Genomic DNA, 25,363 nt, shown 5'->3' on the forward strand with positions numbered 1-25,363 from the left:
ACGAGAGGGCAGTGGCCCGAGCCACTGCCCTCGTCCGTGTGCGTGTGCGCCACGTACCCATGTACAGGCGCTCAGGAAGCCGCGGTCCGCAGCTCCGTCAGGTCGATGTGCTCGGTCTCGTCGTGCGCGGTCAGGTCGATGACCTGGCCGACACCGCGGGACCCCTCGTCGACGGGCTTGAAACCGGACTCGGCCTCGGCCTTGTGCAGGGCGAGCGCCTCCTGTCCGACCACGTCCGCGAGGTCCTCGTTCTGCATGGCGTCCATGGCGGCCGAGGACGCCCCCTTCTGCGTACCGAAGAAGTCGAACCCGCCCTCGACCGAGGGGCGCCGCACGGGCGCGGCCGGGGCGACGGCCACCGCGGTCGGCACGGTGAAGTGCCCGGAGGAACGGGCGGGCTTCGTCGGCTTCACGGGGTGGGCCGCCGGAGCGGCCGGCTCCGCCACGACGGACGCCGCGCGTGCGGCGGGGACGGGCAGCGCCGCCGTCTTGGCGTCGGTCAGGGGGCGGTTGCCCTTCGGAGGGCCGTCCGTCGGGGGTTCTCCTTTGTCGGACTCTCCTTTGACGGGCCCTCCCCCGGCGGACTCTCCTTTGACGGGCTCCCGCTCGTCGGAATCGGAGGCGGCGGCATCGGCATCGGAATCCGAGGCGGTCGCGGTTTCGACCTCGGCTTCGGAACCGGCTCCGGTGTCGCCTTCGACTTCGGCTTCGGCGTCGGCCCCGGGCTTCGCGTCGTCGTCCGGATCGGTGTCCGGGCCGGTGCCCGATTCAGTGCCCGCGTCGGATACGTCGGTCGCCGCGTCGCCGTTCGTGATCCGGCTCAGCGCGGAGTCGGCGCGCAGGAAGAGCGACGACCCGGCCGGGGAGAAGACCTGGGGGGACATCGGCGCGTCCGTCGGCTCCTCGGCGGCGTCCTCCGCCTCTACGGTGGTCGCGTCTTCGGCGGTGACACCGTCGTCGGTGTCCTCGCCCACGTCCTCGCCCGTGCCTTCGCCCGCTCCCTCGTTCATGTCCTCGTCCGTGGCAGCCACGCCCTCGGGAGCCTCCGGCCCCGCCGAGTCCACGGAGTCCACAGTGCCCACGGCGTCCACAGATTCCGCGGATTCCACGGTCGCCGTCGCGGCGGGCAGCGCGCGAGCGGGGGCCACCGTCTCTATCTCGAGCAGCCGACGACCCTCCAGGGCGCTCGCCCGCTCGGTCTCCGCCGTGGCGTACCGCCGAAGCAGCGCCGCGTGTTCGTTGCGCAGGCCCGCCAGCTCCGCCCGCTTCGCCCGCAGCTTGTGCTCGAGCTTGGTGCGCAGCTCGCGCGACTCGTCGAGGTCGGTCTCGAGCTCGGCGACGCGCTCCTCGTGACGCCACTCGTCACTCGCCCGCGCGCGCGTGAGGTCCGCGACGCGCTTGCCCGCCGCCGTGTCCCAGCGGCGCATGACGATGCCGCCCACGACAGCGGTCACCGCGGCGGCCGCGGCCAAGGCGCGGAGCACCGTTGGTTCCGTGAACAGCCAGGGCCCCACGGCGCAGACGAGCGAGACGCCTGCGATCGCCGAAGGAGGCAGCAGCCGGTGCAGAGGTGGGGAATGGCGGTGACGTCCACGTGGCATGGCCAGAAACTTACCGCGCGTAGGCGAATCTTGGAGCCCCGCCCGGTAAAAACACGGCTACCCCAGGGGCCTCACACCGCCTCAGCCGCCTATAAGGGCAACTCCTTGTCCCACAAGGGCTCCCGCTTGCCCCACAAAGCGGCTACTTGTTGATCAATTCCCTTGAGTTCGCGTGATTCGAGAGATTCGAGGGACTCCATGAATTCCAGGAGGCTCGGCGCGGATCACGAGGGCCGCCACCTATTCGGGGACGACGGTCAGCGGTCGCTCAGCCGCCCGCTGAGCCACTGAAGCGTCGGCGGGATCTCCCGCCGCCACGTGTTGAAGTTGTGGCCGCCGCTGTCGAGGATGATCGACGCGATCCGGGTGCGGTGCTTGGACTGCACGAGGCTGATGAACTTGAGGGTCTCCTTGTAGTTGTGCTCGCCCACCTTGCTGCTGGTGACCAGCAGCGATGTGTCGGGGGCGGGCTTGTGCTGCATGAACCAGCGCAGGTCCGCGCTGTTGCGCAGCTCCTTGTTCCCGTGGAAGAGGTCGCCCGTCGTGGGGTCGATCGGCGCCTTGTAGTACGGCGACAGTCCCGCCGCGGCGGCGTACGCCTCGGGGTGGTGCAGGGCCAGCTTCAGCGCGCAGTAGCCGCCCGTGGAGTCACCGACGATGCCCCAGCTTCCGGGCTTTTTGCCCACCCTGTAGTGAGCCGACACGGCATCGGGGAGGTCCTTGGCGAAGAACTTCTCGGTCTGCGGACCACCCGGGATGTCCACGCACTCCGTGTCCCGCGGCGGCGCGACCGTCGGCCTCATCATGACGAGGATCATCGGCTGCATCTGCCCGTTCTTGGACAACTCGTGGGCCGTCTGCGGATAGTGCAGGCCCTTGATGAGCGCCGCGGCGGTGCCCGGGTAGCCGGTGAGGATCGTGACCGCCGGGAAAGTGCGGGTGCGGTAGCGCGACTGGAAGTACTCGGGGGGAAGGTAGACGAACGCGGGCGTGGCGATGTGCGTCGTACGGCCGACGATGTCGACCTTCTGGATCTGGCCGCCGATCGTCGGCCGGGTCCCGCCCGACACGCTCACCGGCTCGGTGCTGACGACTTGGAGGGGCCCGCCGTCGGAACCGCCCTGGCCGCCGTGGTAGACGACCACGCCCTGGCCGCTCTCCTGACCGAAGAGGTCCGCCCAGCTCGCGTAGAACCCGAACGCCTGGTTGGCGAACAGGCCGATCGACGCGAAGATCGCCACCTGGGTGACCAGAAGCAGTCCGATCCGTCCGCTGACGGCCCGCCAGTTGCGCCGCGCCAGCCGCGGCCACCACCACACCGTGCCGACGAACAGCAGCACGGCGAACAGAATCGCCAACACCAGCACCTTGTTGCTCGTGAGACCCATGAGCTGTCCTGCCTGCGCTTTCCGCCCCTGGCCGCCCTGCTGCTTCGCGAGGCCTTGCCCTGGACTTTCCTTGCCTTTTGAACCGGCTTTCCGCTGGGGAGTGAACCTGACTCCCCAAGACACCGTCCTAGAGGGCGCAATGTCGCCGGATGCCGGAATGGCGCCGGATTCAAGGTCTCTCGCAGAACTACGGGATGCGATGTCTGTCAGGATAGATGGGGAAATGTCGGGCGAGGTTCCAGACCGCACGGGCAGGACGCGACGCATACTCCGTGGTCCGCGCCCAGATGCCGTTCCCGCCCTCGTCGCCAGGGCCTGCACACTCGTAGGGGTCCTGGACATCGCCGCGGGGGTCTTCCCGCGCTTCCGACGCAGCCGTATGCACGCCATGGCCGAGGTGCTGCCCGGTTCGTTCGGCCCGTTCGCCGCCGCGCTGTCGCTCAGCGCGGGCGTGCTCCTGCTGCTGCTCGCTCATGGGCTGCGGCGCCGCAAGCGCCGAGCGTGGCGGGCCGCCGTGGTCCTGCTGCCGGCGGGTGCCGTCGCCCAGTTCGCGTACCGCCATTCGATCATCGGCGTCGTCATCTCCCTCGCGCTGCTCGCGCCGCTGCTGCGCCACCGGAGCGAGTTCGCCGCCCTGCCCGATCCGCGCAGCCGCTGGCGCGCGCTCGCCAACTTCGTTCTCATGGGCGCCGGTTCCCTCCTCCTCGGGCTGGTCATCGTCAGCGCCCACCAGAAGCGGATGGTCGGCGACCCGAGCCTGGCCGACCGCATCACGCACGTCCTGTACGGCCTCGTCGGCTTCGAAGGCCCCGTCGACTACGCCGGATCCACGTCCTGGACGGTCGCCTTCTCACTCGGCGCGCTCGGCTGGCTGACCGCCGTCACGACGATCTACCTGGCTTTCCGGCCCGAACACCCCGCCGCCCGCCTCACGGAGGACGACGAGACCCGGCTGCGGGCCCTGCTGGACAAGCACGGCGGTCGCGACTCGCTCGGCCACTTCGCGCTCCGCCGCGACAAGGCCGTCGTCTTCTCCCCCAGCGGCAAGGCGGCCGTCACCTACCGCGTCATCTCCGGCGTGATGCTCGCCAGCGGCGACCCCATCGGCGACGTCGAGGCCTGGCCCGGCGCCATCGAACGCTTCATGGACGAGGCCAAGGCCCACTCCTGGACCCCCGCCGTCATGGGCTGCTCGGAGACGGGCGGCGAGGTGTGGACCCGCGAGACCGGCCTCGACGCCCTCGAACTGGGCGACGAGGCGGTGGTGGACGTCGCGGATTTCTCCCTGTCCGGACGCGCGATGCGCAACGTGCGTCAAATGGTGAAGCGCATCGAACGGGCTGGCTACGAGACCCGGGTGCGGCGCATCCGTGACCTCAGCGAGGGCGAGCTGGAGCGGATACGCCGTGCGGCGGAGGCCTGGCGCGGCACGGACACCGAGCGCGGCTTCTCCATGGCGCTCGGCCGCATCGGCGACCCGTCCGACGGCGACTGCCTGATCGCCACCGCCCACAAGGCGGACGACGCGCTCGGCCCGTACGGCGATCTGAAAGCCGTCCTGCACTTCGTCCCCTGGGGCACGGACGGTGTCTCCCTCGACCTCATGCGCCGCGACCGCTCGGCCGACCCCGGCATGAACGAGCTCCTCATCGTGGCGGCGCTCGAGGCGTCCCCGCGTCTGGACATCAAGCGGATCTCGCTCAACTTCGCGATGTTCCGCTCGGCGCTGGCACGCGGCGAGAAGATCGGCGCGGGGCCGGTGCTGCGGGCCTGGCGTGGCCTGCTCGTCTTCCTCTCGCGCTGGTTCCAGATCGAGTCCCTGTACAAGTTCAACGCGAAGTTCCGCCCCCGCTGGGAGCCCCGCTTCGTCGTCTACCGCTCCTCCCGCGACCTCCCGCGCATCGGCATCGCCGCCATGCAGGCCGAGGGCTTCGTGAACCTGGCCCTCCCGAGCCTGCTGCGCCGCCGCCCACCGGCTCCGCGCCCGTGCGCCCACGCCGTGGCGGAACGCGGGGTCAGGGCGGCGTAGCCCCCTGAACAGGCCCGAGCGAGGGCCCCTACCCCAGCCCTGGGGACCCTCGCTCGGGCCGCAGCCTCTCCTGGGGCCCGATATCAACGCTTCCGCCGTTCTCGGGGCGCCTGCTCACCCGACCGAGGCAGGTGGGTGGGCGGGAAACAGGCCGCGAAGCGGCCGAAAGACCCCCGCCTGAGCCAACCCGCAGACGATTCGGCCCCCCGCCGGAGGGGCCTAGGCTGGACGTATGAACTCCGAGCGCCGCCGCGGCCACGTCGCGGGACTGCCGACCTGGGACCGCTGCGCGGTCATGGGGGTCGTCAACGTGACCCCCGATTCCTTCTCCGACGGCGGCCGCTGGTTCGACACGACGGCCGCCGTCAAACACGGCCTCCACCTGGTCACCGAGGGCGCCGACCTGGTGGACGTCGGCGGCGAGTCCACCCGCCCCGGCGCGACCCGCGTCGACGAGGCGGAAGAGCTCAAGCGCGTCATCCCGGTCGTCCGCGGCCTCGCCTCCGAGGGCGTCACCGTCTCCGTCGACACCATGCGCGCATCCGTCGCCGAGCAGTCGCTCGCCGCGGGCGCCGCCCTCGTCAACGACGTGAGCGGCGGTCTCGCCGACCCCGCGATGATCCCCGCCGTCGCCGCGGCCGGCGCACCCTTCGTGGTCATGCACTGGCGCGGCTTCCTCGAGGGCGGCAACGTGAGGGGGACGTACGCGGACGTCGTCTCCGAAGTCGTCGACGAGCTGCACGCACGTGTGGAGGCCGTTCTGGCGGGCGGCATCGCCCCCGACCGCATCGTCGTCGACCCGGGCCTCGGCTTCTCCAAGGACTCCGAGCACGACCTGTCGCTGCTCGCCCACCTCGACCGGCTGAGCGAACTCGGCCACCCCTTGCTCGTCGCCGCCTCCCGCAAGCGGTTCCTGGGCCGCGTACTGGCGGGCCCTGAGGGCGCCCCGCCGCCGGCCCGCGAACGGGACGCCGCCACCGCCGCCGTCTCCGCGCTCGCCGCCCACCAGGGTGCCTGGGCGGTCCGGGTCCACGAGGTACGGGCCACCGCCGACGCCGTACGAGTCGCCCGGGCCGTAGAGGGAGCCCAGTGAGCGCACCCCGCACCGACATCGAGCAGGTCGAACGCGCCAACACCGCCTTCTACGAGGCACTCGAGCAGGGTGACTTCGAAGAACTGTCGTCGCTGTGGCTGGCTCCCCTGGACACCGCCGACGACGACATCGAGGGCGACGGAGCGGTGATCTCCTGCGTCCACCCCGGCTGGCCGGTCCTCAACGGCCGTGGCGAGGTCCTGCGCTCGTACGCGCTGATCATGGCGAACACGGAGTACATCCAGTTCTTCCTCACGGACGTGCACGTCTCCGTCACGGGCGACACCGCGCTGGTGACCTGCACCGAGAACATCCTCAGCGGCGGCCCCGCCCCCGAGGACAGCGACGAGCTCGGCCCGCTCGTCGGCCAGCTGGTCGTCGCCACGAACGTGTTCCGCCGCACGGCCGACGGCTGGAAGCTCTGGTCGCACCACGCCTCACCCGTACTCACCGAATCGGGCGAGGAGGAGGACGAGGACACCCCCGGCTGAGGACGGGAACACCCCCGCTGAGCCCCTGGGCACCCCCGGTCGGGTGGGCGGGCGGTCCACAGGCACCAAGGAGTGGTTGGAATCACGAACCGCTGGGTAGGGGCGGCTACCAACCCGTGAGCCGCCGTGTTCCCCAGGGGAAACACCCGATGAAGCCTCGTGCCCATCATGTGGGCGCGTGTCCCCGTGGGCGAGCGCTGTCAGTGCCCGCAGGTAGATTCGTTCGAGGCCGGTGCGCCGACCGCACCCGGTGGACATCGGCCGCTACCGACGATTGCAGGAGTGATTCGCGTGGATCGTGTCGCGCTGCGCGGCCTCAAGGCCCGCGGGCACCACGGTGTCTTCCAGAAGGAACGCGAGGAAGGCCAGACCTTCATCGTGGACCTGACACTGGGCCTGGACACTCGACCGGCCGCGGCCGAGGACGACCTGTCGAAGACCGTGCACTACGGCATCGTGGCGGAGGAGGTCGTGGCCGTCGTCGAGGGCGAGCCCGTCAACCTCATCGAGACCCTCGCCGAGCGCATCGCCCAGACCTGCCTGAAGCACGACGGGGTCCAGGAGGTCGAGGTCTGCGTGCACAAACCCGACGCGCCGATCACGGTCCCCTTCGACGACGTGACCGTCACGATCACCCGGAGCCGAGTATGACCGCCTACTTCACCGAGGGTCAGAGCGACCCGACCGTACAGCCGGTGCCCGCCTCCGTGGTCGAGCGGGTGGACGCCGCCGACACGACCCTGCAGAACCCGAAACGGGCGGTGCTCTCCCTCGGCTCGAACCTGGGCAACCGCCTGGAGACCCTCCAGGGCGCCATCGACGCCCTGGAGGACACCCCTGGCGTCCGCGTCAAGGCGGTCTCCCCCGTCTACGAGACGGAGCCCTGGGGCGTCGAACCGGGCAGCCAGCCGACGTACTTCAACGCGGTCGTGGTCCTCAAGACCACCCTCCCGCCGTCCTCGCTCCTGGAGCGGGCACACGCGGTCGAGGAAGCCTTCCACCGCGTACGGGACGGGCGCTGGGGCCCGCGCACGATCGACGTGGACATCGTGGCGTACGCCGACGTCGTCTCCGGCGACCCGGTCCTGACCCTCCCTCACCCGCACGCCCACGAACGGGCCTTCGTGCTGGCTCCCTGGCACGACGTGGAGCCCGAGGCCCAGCTGCCCGGCCGCGGCCCCGTGGACCACCTGCTCAGCGCCGTCACCCGGGAAGGTGTCCTGCCCCGGCCCGACCTGGAACTCCGGCTGCCCGAGTAGTCGTTAAGGTCAAGACGACCAAGACGGGCTTACAAGAGGGGCAAAGGGACAACAACGTGAAACAGCTGCGCATCAGGACGCTGGCAGCCGTGTTCGTCGTGGCCGGTGTGCTGTCCTGGGCGGGCGCGCGCCTGTGGAGCGCGGTGGGAACCCTCCCGCGAGTCCCGCTGGCCGCCCCCATCGTCCTGGCCCTGATCGCCGTCGTCCTGCTGTCCACGGCGCTCTCGCTGCGCGCCCGCCTCAAGGCCCAGCGTGAACGCCGCCCCGGCGCCAAGGGCGTCGACCCCCTGATGGCGGCCCGCGCGGTCGTCTTCGGCCAGGCGAGCGCCCTGGTCGCCGCCCTGGTGTCGGGCATGTACGGCGGTACGGGCGCGTTCCTGCTCGAATCCCTGGACGTCCCCGCCCGTCGCGACCAGGCCATCTACGCCGGTTTCTCGGTCCTCGCCGGCATCGCCGTGATAGCGGCCGCCTTCTTCCTGGAGCGCGTCTGCAAACTCCCGGAGGACGACGACAACGAACACGGCGGCGCGGCCCCCGTCGCCTGACGGACGGGTCGCGCAGCGGGCGTACGGGCCGGGGCGCTAACGCGCCATGATCAGGCTCATCGCCTCGTTGCGGGTGGCGGGATCGCGCAGCTGGCCGCGCACGGCCGAGGTGATGGTCTTCGCACCGGGCTTGCGCACCCCGCGCATCGACATGCACATGTGCTCGCACTCCACGACGACGATCACCCCGCGCGGCTCCAGGATCTCCATCAGGGAGTCTGCGATCTGCGTGGTGAGCCGTTCCTGCACCTGTGGCCGCCGGGCGTAGACGTCCACGAGCCGGGCCAGCTTCGACAGGCCCGTGATCTTGCCGTCCGTGGACGGGATGTACCCGACATGGGCCACGCCGACGAACGGCACCAGGTGGTGCTCACAGCTGCTGAGGACCTCGATGTCCTTCACGAGCACCATCTCGTCGTGTCCGAGGTCGAAAGTGGTCGTCAGCACGTCCTCGGGCTTCTGCCACAGCCCCGCGAATATCTCCCTGTACGCCCTGGCGACCCGACCGGGCGTCTCGCGCAGGCCCTCGCGGTCCGGGTCCTCGCCGACCGCGATGAGAAGCTCTCGTACGGCGTTCTCCGCACGCTTCTCGTCGAACTCACCGATCACACCTTCGCCGTCAAGCGTCACGGGGTCGGTCATGTGGTCCTCGTTCCTGTGGATCTTGCGCGTGCTGTTCGACGCGCCCAAAACGTGCGGTCGTGCCAAAATGCCGCGCCCCCCAGGCTAGAACCTGGGGGGCGCGGCATCCATTCCGGGCCTGGTGGGGCCACCGGGAGCCGGATCAGCTCTCGGAGCGGTCCTCCGGAGCCACTTCCTTCGCCGGGACGGACTCCGTCACATTGGCGATGGCCGGCGTCGATCCGTTCGCCCCGTTCGTCAGCGACAGCTCCTTGGGGGAGAGCACCGGCGGGCGGGTGGACGGGGTGCGCCGGGAGGAGCCGGTCCACGCGGGGCGGGCCGGGCGCTTGTGGATCGGAGCGAAGACCTCGGCGATCTGCTCCTTGCTCAGCGTCTCCTTCTCCAGCAGCTGGAGCACCAGGGCGTCGAGGACGTCGCGGTTCTCGACCAGGATCTCCCAGGCCTCGTTGTGCGCGTTCTCGATGAGCTTCTTGACCTCTTCGTCGACGAGCGCGGCGACCTCTTCCGAGTAGTCACGCGGGTGCGACATCTCCCGGCCCAGGAAGGGCTCGGTGTTGTCGCCGCCGAACTTGATCGCGCCCAGACGCTCGGTCATGCCGTACTGCGTGACCATCGCGCGGGCCGTTGCGGTGGCCTTCTCGATGTCGTTCGCAGCGCCCGTGGTGGGGTCGTGGAAGACGAGCTCCTCGGCCGCGCGGCCGCCCAGCATGTAGGCCAGCTGGTCCAGCATCTCGTTGCGCGTCGTGGAGTACTTGTCCTCGTCCGGCAGGACCATCGTGTAGCCGAGGGCACGGCCACGCGACAGGATCGTGATCTTGTGGACCGGGTCGGAGTTCGGAGACGCCGCCGCGACCAGGGCGTGGCCGCCCTCGTGGTACGCGGTGATCTTCTTCTCCTTGTCCGACATGATCCGGGTCCGCTTCTGCGGGCCCGCGACCACGCGGTCGATCGCCTCGTCCAGCATGGAGTTGTCGATCAGCTTCAGGTCGCTGCGGGCCGTCAGGAGCGCGGCCTCGTTCAGCACGTTGGCGAGATCGGCACCCGTGAAGCCGGGGGTGCGACGGGCGACGGCCGAGAGGTCGACGTCCTGCGCGACCGGCTTGCCCTTCTGGTGAACCTTGAGGATCTCCAGACGGCCCTGCATGTCCGGGCGGTCGACCGCGATCTGGCGGTCGAAGCGGCCGGGACGCAGCAGTGCCGGGTCGAGGATGTCGGGCCGGTTCGTGGCGGCGATGAGGATCACGCCGCCCTTCACGTCGAAGCCGTCCATCTCGACGAGCAGCTGGTTCAGCGTCTGCTCGCGCTCGTCGTGACCACCGCCGAGGCCGGCGCCGCGGTGGCGGCCGACCGCGTCGATCTCGTCGACGAAGACGATCGCCGGAGCGTTCGCCTTGGCCTGCTCGAACAGGTCACGGACTCGGGAGGCACCGACACCGACGAACATCTCGACGAAGTCGGAACCCGAGATCGAGTAGAAGGGGACGCCCGCCTCGCCCGCGACAGCGCGTGCGAGCAGCGTCTTACCGGTTCCAGGAGGCCCGTAGAGGAGCACACCCTTGGGGATCTTCGCCCCGACGGCCTGGAACTTCGCCGGCTCCTGGAGGAACTCCTTGATCTCCTGGAGCTCCTCGACCGCCTCGTCCGAGCCCGCGACGTCCGAGAACGTCGTCTTCGGGGTGTCCTTGGTGATGAGCTTCGCCTTGGACTTCCCGAAGTTCATGACCCGGGAGCCGCCGCCCTGCATCTGGTTCATCAGGAACAGGAAGACGACGACGATGAGGACGAAGGGAAGCAGAGACAGCAGGATGCCGAGGAACGGGTTCTGCTTGGACGGCGAGACTGTGTAGCCGTCCGGAATCTGCTTGTTCTGGAACTTGTCCTGGAGTGTGTTGGCTAGGTTGACGCCCTGGTCACCGATGTAGCTCGCCTGGATCTTGGAGCTGCCGGAGACCTTCTGGCCATCCTTGAGCTGCACCTTGATGACTTGCTCGTCACCGGTGGTCAGCTTGGCCTCTTGGACCTTGTTGTCATTGATCGCCTGGACGACCTGGCCGGTGTCCACTGTCTTGTAGCCGCCGGACGAGCCGACGACCTGCATCAACACGACCACGGCAAGGACGGCCAGCACGATCCACATGACCGGCCCACGGAAGTATCGCTTCACGTCCATCCATACGGAGCGGTGCCGCCCCGTCCCTCCTGCCATAGTGAGTTTGATAAAGACTTATAAAGACTGTTCTTCGGACGGTACCCCAGCATTGTCACCCGAAGCTGCAGGGGACGACTGGGAATCCCTCCCACGCATGCTCCAACGGCGCGAAACCCGCTGGGGTTCCCGATCGTCTTACGAGGACTGGGACCCGGAGGTTCAGCCGCCGTAGACGTGAGGCGCGAGCGTACCGACGAACGGGAGGTTGCGGTACTTCTCCGCGTAGTCGAGGCCGTAGCCGATCACGAACTCGTTCGGGATATCGAAGCCGACCCACTCCACGTCGATCGCGACCTTGGCCGCCTCCGGCTTGCGCAGCAGCGTGCACACCTTGAGGGAGGCCGGCTCGCGGGAGCCGAGGTTGGAGATCAGCCAGGACAGGGTCAGCCCGGAGTCGATGATGTCCTCGACGATCAGGACGTGCTTGCCCTTGATGTCGGTGTCGAGGTCCTTGAGGATCCGCACCACACCCGAGGACTGGGTGCCCGCGCCGTACGACGACACCGCCATCCAGTCCATGGTGACGGGGGTGGACAGCGCACGCGCGAGGTCCGCCATGACCATGACGGCGCCCTTGAGGACACCGACGATCAGCAGGTCCTTGCCCTCGTACTCCGCGTCGATCTTCGCAGCCAGCTCAGCCAGCTTGGCGTCGATCTCTTCCTTGGTGATGAGCACCGACTTGAGGTCGGTGCCCATGTCTTTCGCGTCCACCCGCATCACTTTCGGTCGTCCGTCCCACTCTTGTCGGGCTCGTTCACCTACGGGGCGCCGATGTCGCTCCCCTTCGGCTCACTCGCTCGGCCGCCCGGACCGCCCGCGACCCGAGTCAGGGGTCCCGGAGAGCCGCATGAGCGGTCCCGATGGAGGGTCCGGTTTCAGCCTTGCCGAATCACCAGTCTGCCACCCTGTCGCTGAGCGACGACTTTGCCCGGGAGATTGATGGCTCCCTGACCGCGCCAGCCGGTGATCAGCCGGTCGACTTCTTCGATGTGGCGGGCGAACAGCGAACCGGCCGGGGCGCCCGCCTCGATGGCGGCGCGGCGCAGGATGCGGCGGCGTACGGCGGGCGGCAGGGCGTAGAGCTTGGCGCACTCCAGGAGGCCCGCCGTGTCGCGCACGGAGGCCTCGGCCTGGCGGGCCCAGGCGTCGAGGGCGTCGGCGTCGTCACGGGACAGCTGGGCCGTCCTGGCGAGGGCCTCGACGACTCCCTTGCCGAGCGCCTTCTCCAGGGCGGGCAGGCCCTCGTGGCGCAGCCGGGAGCGGGTGTAGGCCGGGTCGGCGTTGTGCGGGTCGTCCCAGACGGGCAGCGACTGGACCATGCAGGCCTTGCGGGCGGTCTGCCGGTCCAGGTGCAGGAACGGTCGGCGGTAACGGCCGCCGGCCCCCGAGACCGCGGCCATGCCGGACAGGGAGCGGATGCCGGAGCCGCGGGCGAGGCCCAGCAGAACCGTCTCGGCCTGGTCGTCACGGGTGTGGCCGAGCAGGACGGCGGAGGCGCCGTGGCGCTCGGCGGCGGCGTCCAGGGCGGCGTACCGGGCGTCGCGGGCGGCGGCTTCGGGGCCGCCGTCGCGGCCCACGGTGACGGCGAGGGACTCGACGGGGGTCATGCCGAGCTCGACGAGGCGGGAGACGACGTCGTCGGCGCGCAGATCGGAGCCGGGCTGCAGACCGTGGTCCACGGTGATGCCACCGGCGCGGATGCCGAGTTTGGGGGCTTCGAAGGCGAGAGCCGAGGCGAGCGCCATGGAGTCGGCGCCGCCGGAGCAGGCGACGAGGACGAGCGGGGAGGACTCGCCCGGGGGACGGGTGTGGTCGGTGAGGACGTCGTGGAGTACGCGGCGGACCGCCAGGCGTATCGCCGCGACCGCAGGATGGGGACCCATGTCCGGTTCCCTTCATGAAGTTTTCGGGGGGTGAGCCCGAGTCTGGTCACACAGAGTGTGTAGATGGTGACAGAAACGGGCCGTTCCCCGAGCATTGCACGCCTACCGTTGGCTCACGGTCCCTCGGACGGGTGATTGGAGGGGCGTTCACCTGCCGTCGGCCGAATTCGTTTCACGACCTTGCCGTAGGGTTCACGACTCCGCCTTGCGGTGCACCCGTGCGACCCAGTCCGTCGGTTTGGCGATCTCCGTCTTGGTCGGGAGGGTGTTCGGGGAAGTCCACACACGGTTGAAGCCGTCCATGCCCACCTGATCGACGACCGCGCGCACGAACCGCTCACCGTCCCTGTACTGCTTCAGTTTGGCGTCCAAACCGAGCAGCTTGCGCAGGGCGAGGTCGAGCCGTGAGGCCCCCTTGGCCCGGCGCTGCTGGAACTTCTCGCGGATTTCGCCCACGGACGGGACCACGTCAGGACCCACGCCGTCCATCACGAAGTCCGCGTGGCCCTCCAGGAGGGACATCACGGCGGTGAGGCGGCCGAGGATCTCCCGCTGGGCCGGCGTCTGCACGATCTCGACCAGGGACCGGCCCCCGTCGTCCTCCTCGCCCTCGGGACGGCCGCCCGCGAGCGACTGGGCCGCCTCCCTGATGCGCTCCAGGACCGTCATGGGATCGACCTCGGTCTCGCCCAAGAAAGACTGGATTTCGCCCTCCAGGTGGTCGCGCAGCCAGGGCACGGCCGTGAACTGCGTACGGTGCGTCTCCTCGTGCAGACACACCCACAGGCGGAAGTCGTGGGGCTCCACGTCGAGTTCGCGCTCCACGTGGACGATGTTCGGCGCGACGAGAAGGAGCCTGCCGCCGCCGTTCTCACCCGCCGGGAGTTCCCTCGTCGCCGGGGCGAAGGTCTCGTACTGCCCGAGGACGCGCGACGACAGGAACGACAGCAGCATGCCCAGCTCCACGCCGGTGACCTTGCCGCCCACGGCGCCGAGGACGGCCCCGCCCGGGGTGGTCCCCCGCCGTTCCTGCATCTTGTCCAGCAGGGGCTTCAGGAGCTCCCGGAACCCCGCGACGTTCGCCCGGACCCAGCCCGGGCGGTCCACCACCAGGATGGGGGTGTCGTGGATGTCGTCCGTGCCCATACGAGTGAAGCCCCGGACGTGTTCCTCCGAGGCCTTCGCATGCCGGCGCAGCTCCGCGACGACCTCTCGGGCCTCGTCGCGGCTCACCTCGGGGCCCGGCCGCACAAGCCGTGTCGCGGTCGCCACCGCGAGATTCCAGTCGACCATCTCGGCACCACCGATGCTCGTCATGCGTCAACCGTACGTGAGCGGGTCCAAGTGCGGTGAGGGGTAAGGCGCCGGATGCGCCCGTGCTCCGGGGCGCACGGGGCTCGTGGTACGAGTGGTGCCCATGACCTGGCCGGGCAGGCCCTAACGGCAGCCGCAGCCCGCCAGTGCCGAGGCCGTGCGGTCCAGGGCCGACTGGGCCGCCGACGGGTCGCTCGTGTCGGAGGCCAGGAAGGCGAAGGCCAGCAGGCGGCCGTCGGCGTCGACGACCGTGCCCGCCAGGGTGTTCACCCCGGTCAGCGTGCCGGTCTTGGCGCGTACGAGGCCGGTGCCGGACGCGTCGTCGGCGTAACGGTCGCTGAGGGTGCCCGTGAAGCCCGCGACCGGCAGACCGGTCAGGATGGGCCGGAGTTCGGGGTGGGCGGGATCGCCGGCCTTGACCAGGAGGGCCGTGAGCAGGTCCGCCGTCAGTCTGTCGTCCCGGTTCAGACCGCTGCCGTCCGTGAAGTGCGCGCCGGACAGCGGGAGTCCGAGCTTCTTCAGCTCGGCGTCGATCGACGCCGCGCCGCCGTCGAAGTCGGCCGGTCGGCCGGTGGCGAGGGCGACTTGGCGGGCCATGGCCTCCGCGATGTCGTTGTCGCTGTTCGTCAGCATCCGCTCGATGAGGGCGGACAGCGGCGGCGAGGAGACCGAGGCGAGGGACTGTGAGCGGTTCGTCGCCCTGGAGGGGCCCGGGGTCGTCGTCTTGATGCCCTTGGCCTCCAGCAGCTGCGCGAACTTCCCCGCCGCTTCCGCCGCCGGGTCCGCGGCGCGGGTGACCGGGCCGCTGGCCGAGTCGTCGGTGCGGGCCTCGTCGACCATCAGGGAGCTGACCGGCGCGAGGTTGGGGTTGGCGCCGATGGGGTGCAGGGCGGAACCGGTGTAGAGCGAGGTGTCGTACGAGAGCGTCACCTGGTTCAGATGACGGGCCTTCAGGGCGGTCGCCGTCTCGTCGGCCAGGGTGCGCAGGCTCGCCCAGCCCGCCGCCTCCTTGCGGGCGGTCAGCGTGGGGTCCCCGCCGCCGACGAGCACGACCTCCTTGGTGCCGGGCTCCAGGACCGCGCGGGTCTCGATGCGGTGGTCGGCGCCCGCCGCGGAGAGCGCGGCGACCGCGGTGGCGATCTTCGTGGTGGAGGCCGGGATCTGCGCGTCGTCGGCGCCCTTGCCGTACAGCCGCTTGCCGGTCGCCACGTCGACGACCACGGCCGTGCGCCGCCCGCCGAGCGCGGGATCGCCCAGGAGCCGGTCCAGGGTGCCCGTGAGCGCCTTCTGGGTGGGTGCGGGCACCGAGACGGTGGAGCCGCCGAGACCGGTCAGCACGGAGGCGGCGCTGGGCGCGGGCTTCGGCGCCGCGTGGGACGTACCGGAACTACGTCCGTGATCTGCGCCACCCTCCCCATCCCGCGATGCGGCCCAGTCACGCTCGGCCGTACGCTGACCGGAGGAGTCCCAGGGGCCGGCGAAGGCCACCGCCCCGGCCGCGAGTGCCAGGCCCGCGGTGGCGGCGACGGCTGTGAGCTGCGGGGTCGTGAACTTCACGGGACGCGGCCGCACGGCTTGAGCAGCCCGCACCACATGCGGACGCACGGACCGCGCAGCCCTCGTCACACGCGGCTGCACGGCCTGCGCGACCCGCGTCACATGCGGCTGCACGGTCCGCTTGATCCGCACCACATGCGGTCTCGCGGCCCGCCAAGCCCTCAGCTCTGGCACGACCACCAGCCCCTTTCGCGATCACACACCTGCGTGAGGGACACTTAACCACCAGAACTATGTGTTGATCATGGAGGAGCCACCGGTGGAGTTCGACGTCACGATCGAGATTCCGAAGGGTTCGCGGAACAAGTACGAGGTGGACCACGAGACCGGTCGGATCCGCTTGGACCGTCGACTCTTCACCTCGACCAGCTACCCGGCCGACTACGGCTTCGTCGAGAACACCCTCGGCGAGGACGGCGACCCGCTGGACGCGCTGGTCATCCTGGACGAGCCGACCTTCCCGGGCTGCCTCATCCAGTGCCGCGCGATCGGCATGTTCCGTATGACGGACGAGGCCGGCGGCGACGACAAGCTGCTGTGCGTCCCGGCGCACGACCCGCGTGTGGAGCACCTGCGGGACATCCACCACGTGTCGGAGTTCGACCGCCTGGAGATCCAGCACTTCTTCGAGGTCTACAAGGACCTCGAGCCCGGCAAGTCCGTCGAGGGCGCCAACTGGGTGGGCCGCGCGGAGGCCGAGGCCGAGATCGAGCGTTCCTACAAGCGCTTGAAGGAGCAGGGCGGTCACTGATCCCTCCTGAGCCCCGCGGGCCGCGTGACCCCTCCTGGGGTGGCGCGGCCCGTTCGCGTATCCGTGCGCATACTGGGGCGTACGGGAGGTGCACGGTCGGCAACAGCGGGAGTGGTGGGTGACGGAGGCGGAGGACCGCAAACCGCAGTCGGACGAGGCGAGGAGTGCCTTCGCACAGCCGGACGGCGTGGCACCGGCGGTCGAGGACGAATCGGGGACCACGTCGGAGTTCGCGGTCCCCAAGGGGCTCGCGCCGCCCGAGACGGCCGGCGCCGAGTCCGAGGGGTCGGCGTTCAGCACCCCGCGCACCTACAGCGCGAAGCACGCCCCGCCCGCCTTCACACCGGCGACCGGCGTCCCCGTGGTCAGCCTGACCAAGGACGTGCCCTGGCAGGACCGGATGCGCACGATGCTGCGCATGCCGGTGGCCGAGCGTCCGGCACCCGAACTGCTGCACAAGGAGGACGAGGCCGGCCCGGCCGTCCCCCGCGTGCTCGACCTGACGCTGCGCATCGGTGAGTTGCTGCTCGCGGGCGGTGAGGGCGCCGAGGACGTGGAGACGGCGATGTTCGCCGTCTGCCGCTCGTTCGGCCTGGACCGCTGCGAGCCGAACGTCACCTTCACCCTGTTGTCCATCTCGCACCAGCCGTCCCTGGTGGACGATCCCGTGACGGCCTCCCGGACCGTACGCCGCCGGGGCACCGACTACACGCGGCTCGCGGCCGTCTACCGGCTCGTCGACGACCTGAGCGACCCGGAGACCGCGTTCTCCCTGGAGGAGGCCTACCGGCGCCTCGCGGAGATGCGGCGCAATCGGCACCCGTATCCCGGCTGGGTGCTGACCGGCTGCACCGGGCTGCTGGCCGGTGCGGCCTCGGTGCTCGTGGGCGGTGACGCGATCGTGTTCGTCGCCGCGGCGCTCGGCGCGATGCTGGGCGACCGGCTGGCCTGGCTCTGCGCGGGGCGCGGGCTGCCGGAGTTCTACCAGTTCACGGTGGCCGCGATGCCGCCGGCCGCGATAGGTGTCGCGCTCCAGCTCGCGCACGTCGACACGAACTCGTCCGCGGTGATCACCGGTGGACTGTTCGCGCTGCTGCCCGGACGGGCGCTCGTCGCGGGCGTCCAGGACGGACTGACCGGCTTCTACATCACCGCGTCCGCGCGCCTCCTGGAGGTCATGTACCTCTTCGTCGGCATCATCGTCGGCGTCCTCATCGTGCTCTATTTCGGCGTGAAGTTCGGCGCCGCGCTCAATCCGGACCAGGCGCTCAGCATCTCCGAGCGGCCCCTGCTTCAGATCGCCGCCGCCATGCTGCTGTCGCTGACCTTCGCCGTCCTGCTCCAGCAGGAACGATCCACCGTGCTCGCGGTGACCCTCAACGGAGGCGTCGCCTGGTCGGTGTACGGGGCGATGCACTACCCGGGCGGTATCTCGCCGGTCGCCTCCACGGCCGTCGCGGCGGGCCTGGTGGGCCTCTTCGGGCAGCTGCTGTCCCGCTACCGGTTCGCGTCCGCGCTGCCGTACACGACCGCCGCGATAGGGCCCCTGCTCCCGGGGTCGGCCACTTACTTCGGGCTGCTGTCGATCGCCCAGAGCAACGTCGACAAGGGGCTGGTGTCGCTCTCCAAGGCCGCGGCGCTCGCCATGGCCATCGCCATCGGCGTGAACCTGGGGTCGGAGATCTCCCGGCTGTTCCTGCGGGTGCCGGGGGGCTCCGCCGGGGAGCGCAGGGCCGCGAAGCGGACGCGGGGGTTCTGAGCGCCGGGCGCACGAGAGCTCGGTCGCTTCTGTTCGGCGGCGACTGCGGGCTTGTTGTGGCTGATCGCGCCCACACGGCGGAGCCGCATATGTCACAGCCCCGCGCCCCTTCCTGGCCGCGGCTTCCCGGCTCAGTTCTGGGGATAACCCTGGTTGTACGGGTTCGGCTGCGCGCCGTACGGCTGCTGCGGGTAGCCCTGCGGGTGCTGCTGGGGCGGGTAGCCCTGGCCCTGCCCCTGGTCATAGTTCGGGTCGTAGTTCGGGTCGTAGTTCGAGTCGTAGCCCTGACCGTAATTCTGGTCGTAGCCCTGGCCCTGGTAGTAGCCCTGATCCTGGTTGCCGTACGGCTGCTGGGGCTGCTGGGGCTGCTGCTGCGGGTATCCCTGGGCGTACTGCTCCTGCTGGTACGGGTCATGGCTCTGCTGCGGCTGGTGCATGCGCAGCGGGCGCGTCGCGTCGTCCATGGCGGGGGGCGTGGGCTGCTGCTGGTAGGCGGCCGGGCCCTGGGGGGCCTCCGGCTCCGGCGGGTTCTTCTTGGCCTTGGAGCGCGCCCGCAGGAACTCGATGGCGATCGGGACCACCGAGACGAGGACGATCAGGATCAGGATCGCCTCGATGTTGTTCTTGACGAAGTCGATCTTTCCGAGCCAGGAGCCGAGCAGCGTGACGCCCGCGCCCCACAGGACACCACCGATGATGTTGAAGGTGATGAAGGAGCGGTACTTCATGCCGCTGACGCCCGCGATGATCGGCGTGAAGGTGCGCACGATGGGCACGAAGCGGGCGAGGACCAGGGACTTGGGCCCGTACTTCTCGAAGAACTCGTGGGCCTTGACCACGTTCTCCTGCTTGAAGAGACGGGAGTCCGGGCGGGTGAAGAGCGAGGGGCCGACCTTCTTGCCGAACAGGTAACCCGCCTGGTCGCCGAGGACCGCGGCGACGCAGATCAGGGCGACGGCCGCCCACAGCGGGAAGTCCAGCTGGTGCGACGTGATCAGCAGGCCGCAGGTGAACAGCAGCGAGTCACCCGGCAGGAAGAAGCCGATCAGCAGGCCGGACTCGGCGAAGACGACGAGCAGCAGGCCCCAGATGCCGAAGTTGTCCAGGAGCGTGTTCGGATCCAGCCAGCTTGGACCAAGGGCAAGCGTCGTCACGGTTCCGGGCTCCTGAGGGGTGAAGGAAGAGTACGGCGGTCCTGGGACGGCAGTACGGCAGCACATCAGTACTGTCGGCCAAAGCTATCAACGCACAGTGTCCGTGCCAGGTTCCACCGGTGCCCCCAGGATGCACTGTGTGCCCACTGGGACAAAGCTGTGGACCATGGGCATCGACGAATACGGAGGCGGCCAGGGACCCCAGTCGGACGTCCTGGTCGTGACGACGAACGACGCGCCCGGCTACCGCGTCCAGCAGGTCATCGGCGAGGTCTTCGGCCTCACCGTGCGATCCCGGCATCTGGGCAGCCAGATCGGCGCGGGTCTGAAGTCGATGATCGGCGGCGAGCTCAAGGGGCTCACCAAGACCCTCGTGGAGACCCGCAACCAGGCCATGGAACGACTCGTCGAGCAGGCACGCGTGCGGGGGGCGAACGGCGTGCTGATGATGCGGTTCGACGTGACCGAGGCGGCGGACGTGGGCACGGAGGTGTGCGCCTACGGCACCGCCGTGGTCCTGGTGAAGGAGTAGGGCGCGACCGGCCGCGGACCCGGAATCCGGTAAGGGGCACCCGCAGTGGCGGGTGCCCCTTACCGTCTGGCCGTCAGGCTTCCTTGGAGTGCCGGGCCGCGTTCGCGGTGATCGCGTCCCTGAGGTGTTCGGCGAGACCCGGGCGCATGGAGTCGTAGTACGCCTTGAAGCGCTCGTCGGACACGTACATCGCGCCGAGACAGCCGTGGAGCTCGTACGAACAGTCGTAGAACCACTTGCCGATGTGCTGCCGGTGTTCCTCGGCCATGTCCATGGCCCGCTCGCCGGTCGCGGGTTCGCCCGCCTCCATGAGGGCGTCGTAGCGCTCGCCCCAGGAGGCCACCTCGGCCTGGATGCGCTGCCAGTCGTCCTTGGTGTAGCGGGCGGCGCGGCGCTGCGACTCGGCGTACTCAGCCGTGCCGCCCCACCGCCGCTCGGCCTCCTCCGCGTGCTCCTCGGGATCCTTGTCCCCGAAGACCTCGAACTTCTCCTCGGGCGTGAGGTTGATGCCCATCGTGCGTGCCTCCATGGCGTGCTCCACGGCCGCGGCCATCTTCCGCAGCTTCTCGATCCGGGCGGTCAGCAGCTCGTGCTGCCGGCGCAGGTGCGCGCGCGGGTCCGCCTCCGGGTCGTCGAGCAGGGCCGCGACCTCGTCGAGCGGGAAGCCCAGCTCCCGGTAGAACAGGATCTGTTGCAGCCGGTCGAGGTCGGCGTCGCTGTAGCGCCGGTACCCCGCGTGGTTGCGCTCGCTCGGAACGAGCAGGCCGATCTCGTCGTAGTGGTGCAGGGTGCGCACCGTGACTCCGGCGAAACCGGCGACCTGGCCCACTGAGTAGCCCACTTCCGCTCCTTCCTCGGTACGCGTCCCACCATCAGCCCTCACGCCACGTGAGGTGCAAGCCGTAATTCCCAGGCGGCGGAACGCACCCTTCGGGATGTTGTGCGTCTTTTGCCCGCTTAGGGTGTGGCCGTGAGCACCGACGCGTCCACGGCGACCCCCTTACGGCGTCTGCTGCCGTTGATCGTGCCCTCCGTGGTGGTCGGTGTGGCCGCGGCGCTCATCCTGCTCGGCGTCAGCCTGCTCGCCGACCGGTTCAAGGACGTCCTGTGGGAGACCCTTCCGGACGCACTGGGCGTGGGCCGCTACTCCGTGCTGTGGATGGTCGTGATGCTCACGGCGACCGGCATCGCGGTGGGTCTGGTGGTGTGGAAGGCGCCGGGGCACGCGGGGCCCGATCCGGCGACCACGGGCCTGGTCGACGCTCCCCTGCCACCCCGCGTTCTGCCCGGGCTGCTCGTCGCCACCGTCCTGACGCTGGCGGGCGGGGTGAGCCTGGGCCCCGAGAACCCGATCACGGCCGTCAACGTGGCCCTCGCCTACTGGCTCGGCACCCGCGTGATCCCGGGCTCCGCCGTGGGGCTGTGGGTGGGCCTGGCGGTCGCGGGCACGATCGGAGCCCTGTTCGGCACGCCGGTGGCCGCCGCGCTGATCTTCTCCGAGGTACTGGCCGGGCAGCCGGGGCCCGGCGCCCTCTGGGACCGGCTGCTGCCGCCGCTGCTCGCGGGCGGCACGGGCGCGCTGACCATGGCGCTGCTGGAGCACCCGAGCTTCGACCTCGCGTTGCCCGCCTACCCGGGCCCCCACTGGGGCGACCTGCTGAGCGCCCTGGTGGTCGCCTCGCTGGCCGCGGCGATCGGGATGACCGCGGTGTGCGCCCTCCCTTACGTCCACGGCGCCTTCTCGCGGCTCAGGCACCCCATGGTGGCGCTTCCCGTGGGCGGTCTCGTCCTGGGGTTGCTGGGGGCACTGGGCGGCCCTCTGACGCTCTTCAAGGGCCTGGACGAGGTGAAGACCCTCGCGGCGAACCCGGAGGGCTGGTCGGCGGGACGGTTCGCGCTGATGTTCGCGGTGAAGCTGGCCGCGCTGGTGGTCGCCACCTCGTGCGGTTTCCGGGGCGGCCGGATCTTTCCCTCCGTGTTCGCCGGGGTAGCTCTCGGGCTGTGCGCGCACGCGTTGGTACCGCAGGTGAATCCCACGCTCGCCGTGGTGTGCGCGGTCCTGGGTGTACTCCTGGCCGTGACCCGGCAGGGCTGGATCAGTCTGTTCACGGCGGCCGTCCTGGTGGCCCAGCCTGCCGTGCTGCCCGTGCTGGTGCTGGCCTCGGTACCGGCCTGGCTGATCGTCACCGGACGCCCGCAGATGCAGCTGCGCGCCGACGGGAGATCGATCCGGTGAACCGACAGGCCCCTCCGATCCGATCAACCAGTGGAAGCCCGATCCGATGAACCAGCGGGAACCCGATCCGATGAACCAGTAGGACCCCCGATCCGCTCAACCAGTAGGACCCTCCGACCGCCGACTCGATGGGAGATCCCATGCCGCTCCACCAAGGTCCCGAGAAGCCCGACGAGCGACCGGTGTCCGTCAACCCCTTCTTCGGGGAGGCGAATCCGGTCGGGGGCATGACCGAGGCCCCGCCCAAGCACCGGCTTCCGGACGGACCGCTGCCGCCCAACACCGCGTATCAGGTCGTCCACGACGACCTGATGCTGGACGGGAACGCGCGGCTGAACCTCGCCACCTTCGTCACCACCTGGATGGAGCCCCAGGCCGGGCTGCTGATGGGCGAGTGCCGGGACAAGAACATGATCGACAAGGACGAGTACCCGCGCACCGCCGAGCTGGAGCGGCGCTGCGTGGCGATACTCGCGGACTTGTGGAACGCACCGGATCCGGCGTCCACCGTCGGCTGTTCGACGACCGGATCGAGCGAGGCGTGCATGCTCGCCGGCATGGCGCTGAAGCGTCGCTGGATGCGGCGGAACGCGGACCGCTACCCCGGAGCTCGCCCCAATCTAGTGATGGGGGTGAACGTCCAGGTGTGCTGGGAGAAGTTCTGCAACTTCTGGGAGGTCGAGGCACGCCAGGTGCCCATGGAGGGCGACCGGTTCCATCTCGACCCACAGGCGGCGGCCGAGCTGTGCGACGAGAACACCATCGGGGTCGTCGGCATCCTCGGCTCCACCTTCGACGGGTCCTACGAGCCGATCGCCGAGCTGTGCGCGGCCCTCGACCAGCTCCAGGAGCGTACGGGCCTGGACATCCCCGTCCATGTCGACGGCGCGTCCGGCGCGATGATCGCCCCCTTCCTCGACCCGGACCTGGTCTGGGACTTCAGGTTGCCGCGGGTGTCCTCGATCAACACCTCGGGCCACAAGTACGGACTGGTCTACCCGGGCGTCGGCTGGGCACTGTGGCGGACCGAGGCCGAGCTGCCCGAGGAACTCGTCTTCCGGGTCAACTACTTGGGCGGCAACATGCCGACCTTCGCCCTCAACTTCTCCCGTCCGGGCGCGCAGGTCGTGGCGCAGTACTACACGTTCCTGCGGCTGGGCCGGGAGGGTTTCCGGACCGTGCAGCAGACGACCAGAGACCTGGCCCGCGGGCTCGCCGAGCGGATCGAGGCGCTGGAGGACTTCCGACTCCTCACCCGGGGCGACGAGTTGCCCGTCTTCGCTTTCACCACGGCACCCCATGTGACCGCGTACGACGTCTTCGACGTGTCCCGGCGCATGCGGGAGAGCGGCTGGCTGGTGCCCGCGTACACCTTCCCGGCCAACCGGGAGGACCTGTCCGTCCTGCGTGTGGTGTGCCGCAACGGCTTCTCGGTGGATCTCGCCGACCTGTTCATCGAGGACCTGAGCCGGTTGGTGCCCCAACTGCGCAGGCTGCCGCATCCGCTGACCCTGGACAAGGAGGCGGCGACGGGCTTCCATCACTAGGGGACCCTCCGGCGGAGGGCGTTGCTACTCCTGGTCGCCGGGGTGCGGGGTTCCCGTGGCGTACGGGTTCTCCTCGCCGTCGGCCAGGACGCCGACGAAGGGTTCGCCCTCCCCGGCGAAGGTGTACGCGCCGCCCTGGATGCGCTCGATCAGGCCCCGGGTCCACTGCGCGCCGGAGTCGGCGGAGTGGACCCAGAAGTTCATGATCTCGCCGATGTGGCCGAGCTGCCCGGGGCCGTCCTCGGGGGTGTAGTACCCGGTGACGGACTTGCGCCACTCCTCGATGGCGCGCACCCGCTCCTGGAGGAGTTCGAGGGTCTCCGTACGGCCGAGGTCGACCATGAAGCCGAGCGCGGCCGAGAGGATGTCCGGTTTCTGGTCGTACGCGGTCAGCGACCGGCGCAGCAGCGTGAAGTACTCCTCGGTGCCCTGGTCCGTGATCTCGTACTCGGTGCGCGGCGGGCCCCCCGCCGTGGACGGGGCGATCTCGTGGGCGAGCAGCAGTCCCTGTTTCGCCATCTGCTTGAGCGCGTGGTAGATCGAGCCGGGCTTGGCGTTGGACCACTCGTGCGCGCCCCAGTACTCGAGGTCGTTGCGCACCTGGTAGCCGTGGGCCCGCCCGTGCTGGCGGACGGCACCGAGCACCAGGAGACGGATCGCTGACATGCGGTCCAGGTTATGGGGGGCAGATGAGGGCGCGGAGGTCAACCCTCCTGCGCGCGGGCGACCAGTTCGAAGGCGGTGGCGCCGTCCAGGGACTCGCGGATGATGTCGGCGTGGCCGGCGTGCCGGGCCGTCTCACGGATCAGGTGGAGCGCCACCCAGCGCATCGAGACCCGTTCCCGGGGGAACCAGGGGGCTTCGGGCAGTGCGAAGGTCTCGTCGAGGCTGGGCACCGAGCGGATGAACGCCTCCGTCTCGGCGGCCACCTTCTCCCAGTACGCGAGCTGCGACTCGACGCTCTCGTCGCCGACGAGCGCGAAGCACTCGTGCCAGGTCGACTCGTCCCGCTCGACGGCGGGCGGCTCGCCCTTGGCGCGGGCGATCCAGGCCTGCTCGGTCTCGGCGACGTGCTTGAGCAGCCCGGCCAGGGACAGTTCGCTCGCGCTCGGCCGGCTGGTGGCCTGCTCCGGCGTCAGGCCGATCAGGGCCCGGCGGATCCCGCCGCGCTCGGCCTCCAGGAAGGAGAGCAGTGCTCCACGCTCGTCACCAGGAGTCCCCGCCGAAACGTGAGTAACCATGATCGCCGCCTTTCATCGGTCCACCTGCCTGGCATCCCCTGCCTGACACCGATGAACGTACGGGCCCTTGCGGTCAGCTTCTGTCCGCAAGGGCCCGATGGCGACGAAGAGTCTGCGAGTCTCCGAACG

23 protein-coding genes are annotated in these 25,363 nt (G+C 69.9%); 11 read left to right on the top strand and 12 right to left on the bottom strand.

Going from position 1 to position 25,363, the window contains the following annotated elements:
• Positions 1-71: 71 nt before the first annotated feature.
• Entirely contained in the window at positions 72-1,601 is a 1,530-nt protein-coding gene (locus AQJ27_RS26070) for a hypothetical protein (RefSeq protein WP_079065260.1), read from the bottom strand.
• Positions 1,602-1,858: 257 nt separating this feature from the next.
• Positions 1,859-2,989 carry an alpha/beta hydrolase gene (locus AQJ27_RS26075; RefSeq protein ID WP_067373696.1) on the bottom strand — a complete coding sequence of 377 codons (1,131 nt, stop codon included), beginning with the start codon at positions 2,987-2,989 and terminating at the stop codon, positions 1,859-1,861.
• A 223-nt stretch (positions 2,990-3,212) separates the two neighbouring features.
• On the opposite strand from AQJ27_RS26075, the gene AQJ27_RS26080 reads away from it, so the two are divergent.
• The 6 genes from AQJ27_RS26080 (at position 3,213) to AQJ27_RS26105 (ending at position 8,406) form a co-directional block, all read left to right on the top strand.
• On the top strand, positions 3,213-5,018 hold the full coding sequence (locus AQJ27_RS26080; protein WP_067373699.1) for a phosphatidylglycerol lysyltransferase domain-containing protein: 1,806 nt from the start codon (positions 3,213-3,215) through the stop codon (positions 5,016-5,018).
• Between the two features lie 232 nt (positions 5,019-5,250).
• Entirely contained in the window at positions 5,251-6,111 is an 861-nt protein-coding gene (gene folP / locus AQJ27_RS26085; RefSeq protein WP_067373702.1) for a dihydropteroate synthase, read from the top strand.
• Positions 6,108-6,602, top strand: coding sequence for a nuclear transport factor 2 family protein (locus tag AQJ27_RS26090; RefSeq protein ID WP_067373704.1), 495 nt, complete (start codon positions 6,108-6,110; stop codon positions 6,600-6,602). Before folP ends, AQJ27_RS26090 begins: the two co-directional genes overlap by 4 nt.
• 291 nt (positions 6,603-6,893) lie before the next feature.
• Positions 6,894-7,253: a dihydroneopterin aldolase gene (folB, locus tag AQJ27_RS26095; RefSeq protein ID WP_054237484.1), complete on the top strand. Its 360-nt coding sequence runs from the start codon at positions 6,894-6,896 to the stop codon at positions 7,251-7,253.
• A complete protein-coding gene (gene folK, locus AQJ27_RS26100) occupies positions 7,250-7,861 on the top strand; it encodes a 2-amino-4-hydroxy-6-hydroxymethyldihydropteridine diphosphokinase (protein ID WP_067373707.1) in 612 nt (203 codons plus the stop codon). The genes folB and folK overlap by 4 nt, the downstream gene beginning before the upstream one ends.
• A 56-nt stretch (positions 7,862-7,917) precedes the next feature.
• Positions 7,918-8,406 (top strand): DUF3180 domain-containing protein, encoded by a 489-nt coding sequence (locus tag AQJ27_RS26105; protein WP_067373711.1) that lies wholly within the window; start codon positions 7,918-7,920, stop codon positions 8,404-8,406.
• 36 nt (positions 8,407-8,442) lie between these two features.
• On the opposite strand, the gene folE is transcribed toward AQJ27_RS26105, so the two are convergent.
• The 6 genes from folE to dacB all read right to left on the bottom strand — a co-directional run bounded on the left by folE (position 8,443) and on the right by dacB (position 16,194).
• Positions 8,443-9,048, bottom strand: coding sequence for a GTP cyclohydrolase I FolE (folE, locus tag AQJ27_RS26110; RefSeq protein ID WP_054237481.1), 606 nt, complete (start codon positions 9,046-9,048; stop codon positions 8,443-8,445).
• Between the two features lie 142 nt (positions 9,049-9,190).
• On the bottom strand, positions 9,191-11,218 hold the full coding sequence (gene ftsH / locus AQJ27_RS26115; RefSeq protein WP_067373715.1) for an ATP-dependent zinc metalloprotease FtsH: 2,028 nt from the start codon (positions 11,216-11,218) through the stop codon (positions 9,191-9,193).
• Positions 11,219-11,416: 198 nt separating this feature from the next.
• Positions 11,417-11,977 (bottom strand): hypoxanthine phosphoribosyltransferase, encoded by a 561-nt coding sequence (gene hpt, locus AQJ27_RS26120; RefSeq protein WP_067373718.1) that lies wholly within the window; start codon positions 11,975-11,977, stop codon positions 11,417-11,419.
• Positions 11,978-12,135: 158 nt separating this feature from the next.
• Positions 12,136-13,143: a tRNA lysidine(34) synthetase TilS gene (gene tilS / locus AQJ27_RS26125; RefSeq protein WP_067373722.1), complete on the bottom strand. Its 1,008-nt coding sequence runs from the start codon at positions 13,141-13,143 to the stop codon at positions 12,136-12,138.
• Between the two features lie 192 nt (positions 13,144-13,335).
• Entirely contained in the window at positions 13,336-14,460 is a 1,125-nt protein-coding gene (locus AQJ27_RS26130; protein WP_067373725.1) for a zinc-dependent metalloprotease, read from the bottom strand.
• Positions 14,461-14,580: 120 nt separating this feature from the next.
• Entirely contained in the window at positions 14,581-16,194 is a 1,614-nt protein-coding gene (gene dacB, locus AQJ27_RS26135; protein WP_067373729.1) for a D-alanyl-D-alanine carboxypeptidase/D-alanyl-D-alanine endopeptidase, read from the bottom strand.
• 79 nt (positions 16,195-16,273) lie between these two features.
• Between dacB and AQJ27_RS26140 the strand changes: the two genes are divergently transcribed.
• Positions 16,274-16,765 (top strand): inorganic diphosphatase, encoded by a 492-nt coding sequence (locus AQJ27_RS26140; protein ID WP_054237475.1) that lies wholly within the window; start codon positions 16,274-16,276, stop codon positions 16,763-16,765.
• 118 nt (positions 16,766-16,883) lie between these two features.
• Positions 16,884-18,524 carry a threonine/serine exporter family protein gene (locus AQJ27_RS26145; RefSeq protein WP_067373730.1) on the top strand — a complete coding sequence of 547 codons (1,641 nt, stop codon included), beginning with the start codon at positions 16,884-16,886 and terminating at the stop codon, positions 18,522-18,524.
• Positions 18,525-18,655: 131 nt separating this feature from the next.
• Here the strand turns inward: AQJ27_RS26145 and AQJ27_RS26150 are convergent, their stop codons facing one another.
• Complete coding sequence (locus AQJ27_RS26150) at positions 18,656-19,678, bottom strand: DedA family protein (RefSeq protein ID WP_067373733.1); 1,023 nt, start codon at positions 19,676-19,678, stop codon at positions 18,656-18,658.
• Between the two features lie 166 nt (positions 19,679-19,844).
• Between AQJ27_RS26150 and AQJ27_RS26155 the strand changes: the two genes are divergently transcribed.
• On the top strand, positions 19,845-20,210 hold the full coding sequence (locus tag AQJ27_RS26155) for a YbjQ family protein (protein ID WP_067373736.1): 366 nt from the start codon (positions 19,845-19,847) through the stop codon (positions 20,208-20,210).
• 73 nt (positions 20,211-20,283) lie between these two features.
• Here the strand turns inward: AQJ27_RS26155 and AQJ27_RS26160 are convergent, their stop codons facing one another.
• Complete coding sequence (locus AQJ27_RS26160) at positions 20,284-21,051, bottom strand: MerR family transcriptional regulator (RefSeq protein ID WP_067373739.1); 768 nt, start codon at positions 21,049-21,051, stop codon at positions 20,284-20,286.
• A 129-nt stretch (positions 21,052-21,180) separates the two neighbouring features.
• On the opposite strand from AQJ27_RS26160, the gene AQJ27_RS26165 reads away from it, so the two are divergent.
• A complete protein-coding gene (locus AQJ27_RS26165; RefSeq protein WP_067374351.1) occupies positions 21,181-22,446 on the top strand; it encodes an ion channel protein in 1,266 nt (421 codons plus the stop codon).
• Between the two features lie 140 nt (positions 22,447-22,586).
• The gene (gad, locus tag AQJ27_RS26170; protein WP_067373740.1) at positions 22,587-23,993 is read left to right on the top strand and encodes a glutamate decarboxylase; all 1,407 of its coding nucleotides are present in this window, start codon (positions 22,587-22,589) and stop codon (positions 23,991-23,993) included.
• Between the two features lie 24 nt (positions 23,994-24,017).
• Here the strand turns inward: gad and AQJ27_RS26175 are convergent, their stop codons facing one another.
• Positions 24,018-24,659 carry a PadR family transcriptional regulator gene (locus tag AQJ27_RS26175; protein ID WP_067373743.1) on the bottom strand — a complete coding sequence of 214 codons (642 nt, stop codon included), beginning with the start codon at positions 24,657-24,659 and terminating at the stop codon, positions 24,018-24,020.
• 38 nt (positions 24,660-24,697) lie between these two features.
• On the bottom strand, positions 24,698-25,234 hold the full coding sequence (locus AQJ27_RS26180; RefSeq protein WP_067373746.1) for a DinB family protein: 537 nt from the start codon (positions 25,232-25,234) through the stop codon (positions 24,698-24,700).
• Positions 25,235-25,363: the final 129 nt, after the last annotated feature.

Origin of the sequence: Streptomyces olivochromogenes (assembly GCF_001514115.1) — a bacterium.
Classification (GTDB): domain Bacteria; phylum Actinomycetota; class Actinomycetes; order Streptomycetales; family Streptomycetaceae; genus Streptomyces; species Streptomyces olivochromogenes.

Bases quoted from the DNA above. Each gene is read 5' to 3' on its own strand.
- ftsH (WP_067373715.1), bottom strand. From the start codon at position 11,218: ATGGACGTGAAGCGATACTTCCGTGGGCCGGTCATGTGGATCGTGCTG.
- AQJ27_RS26130 (WP_067373725.1), bottom strand. From the start codon at position 14,460: ATGACGAGCATCGGTGGTGCCGAGATGGTCGACTGGAATCTCGCGGTG.
- AQJ27_RS26075 (WP_067373696.1), bottom strand. From the start codon at position 2,989: ATGGGTCTCACGAGCAACAAGGTGCTGGTGTTGGCGATTCTGTTCGCC.
- AQJ27_RS26080 (WP_067373699.1), top strand. From the start codon at position 3,213: ATGTCGGGCGAGGTTCCAGACCGCACGGGCAGGACGCGACGCATACTC.
- AQJ27_RS26175 (WP_067373743.1), bottom strand. From the start codon at position 24,659: ATGTCAGCGATCCGTCTCCTGGTGCTCGGTGCCGTCCGCCAGCACGGG.
- hpt (WP_067373718.1), bottom strand. From the start codon at position 11,977: ATGCGGGTGGACGCGAAAGACATGGGCACCGACCTCAAGTCGGTGCTC.
- AQJ27_RS26180 (WP_067373746.1), bottom strand. From the start codon at position 25,234: ATGGTTACTCACGTTTCGGCGGGGACTCCTGGTGACGAGCGTGGAGCA.
- AQJ27_RS26070 (WP_079065260.1), bottom strand. From the start codon at position 1,601: ATGCCACGTGGACGTCACCGCCATTCCCCACCTCTGCACCGGCTGCTG.
- AQJ27_RS26155 (WP_067373736.1), top strand. From the start codon at position 19,845: ATGGGCATCGACGAATACGGAGGCGGCCAGGGACCCCAGTCGGACGTC.
- gad (WP_067373740.1), top strand. From the start codon at position 22,587: ATGCCGCTCCACCAAGGTCCCGAGAAGCCCGACGAGCGACCGGTGTCC.
- folP (WP_067373702.1), top strand. From the start codon at position 5,251: ATGAACTCCGAGCGCCGCCGCGGCCACGTCGCGGGACTGCCGACCTGG.
- folK (WP_067373707.1), top strand. From the start codon at position 7,250: ATGACCGCCTACTTCACCGAGGGTCAGAGCGACCCGACCGTACAGCCG.
- tilS (WP_067373722.1), bottom strand. From the start codon at position 13,143: ATGGGTCCCCATCCTGCGGTCGCGGCGATACGCCTGGCGGTCCGCCGC.
- folE (WP_054237481.1), bottom strand. From the start codon at position 9,048: ATGACCGACCCCGTGACGCTTGACGGCGAAGGTGTGATCGGTGAGTTC.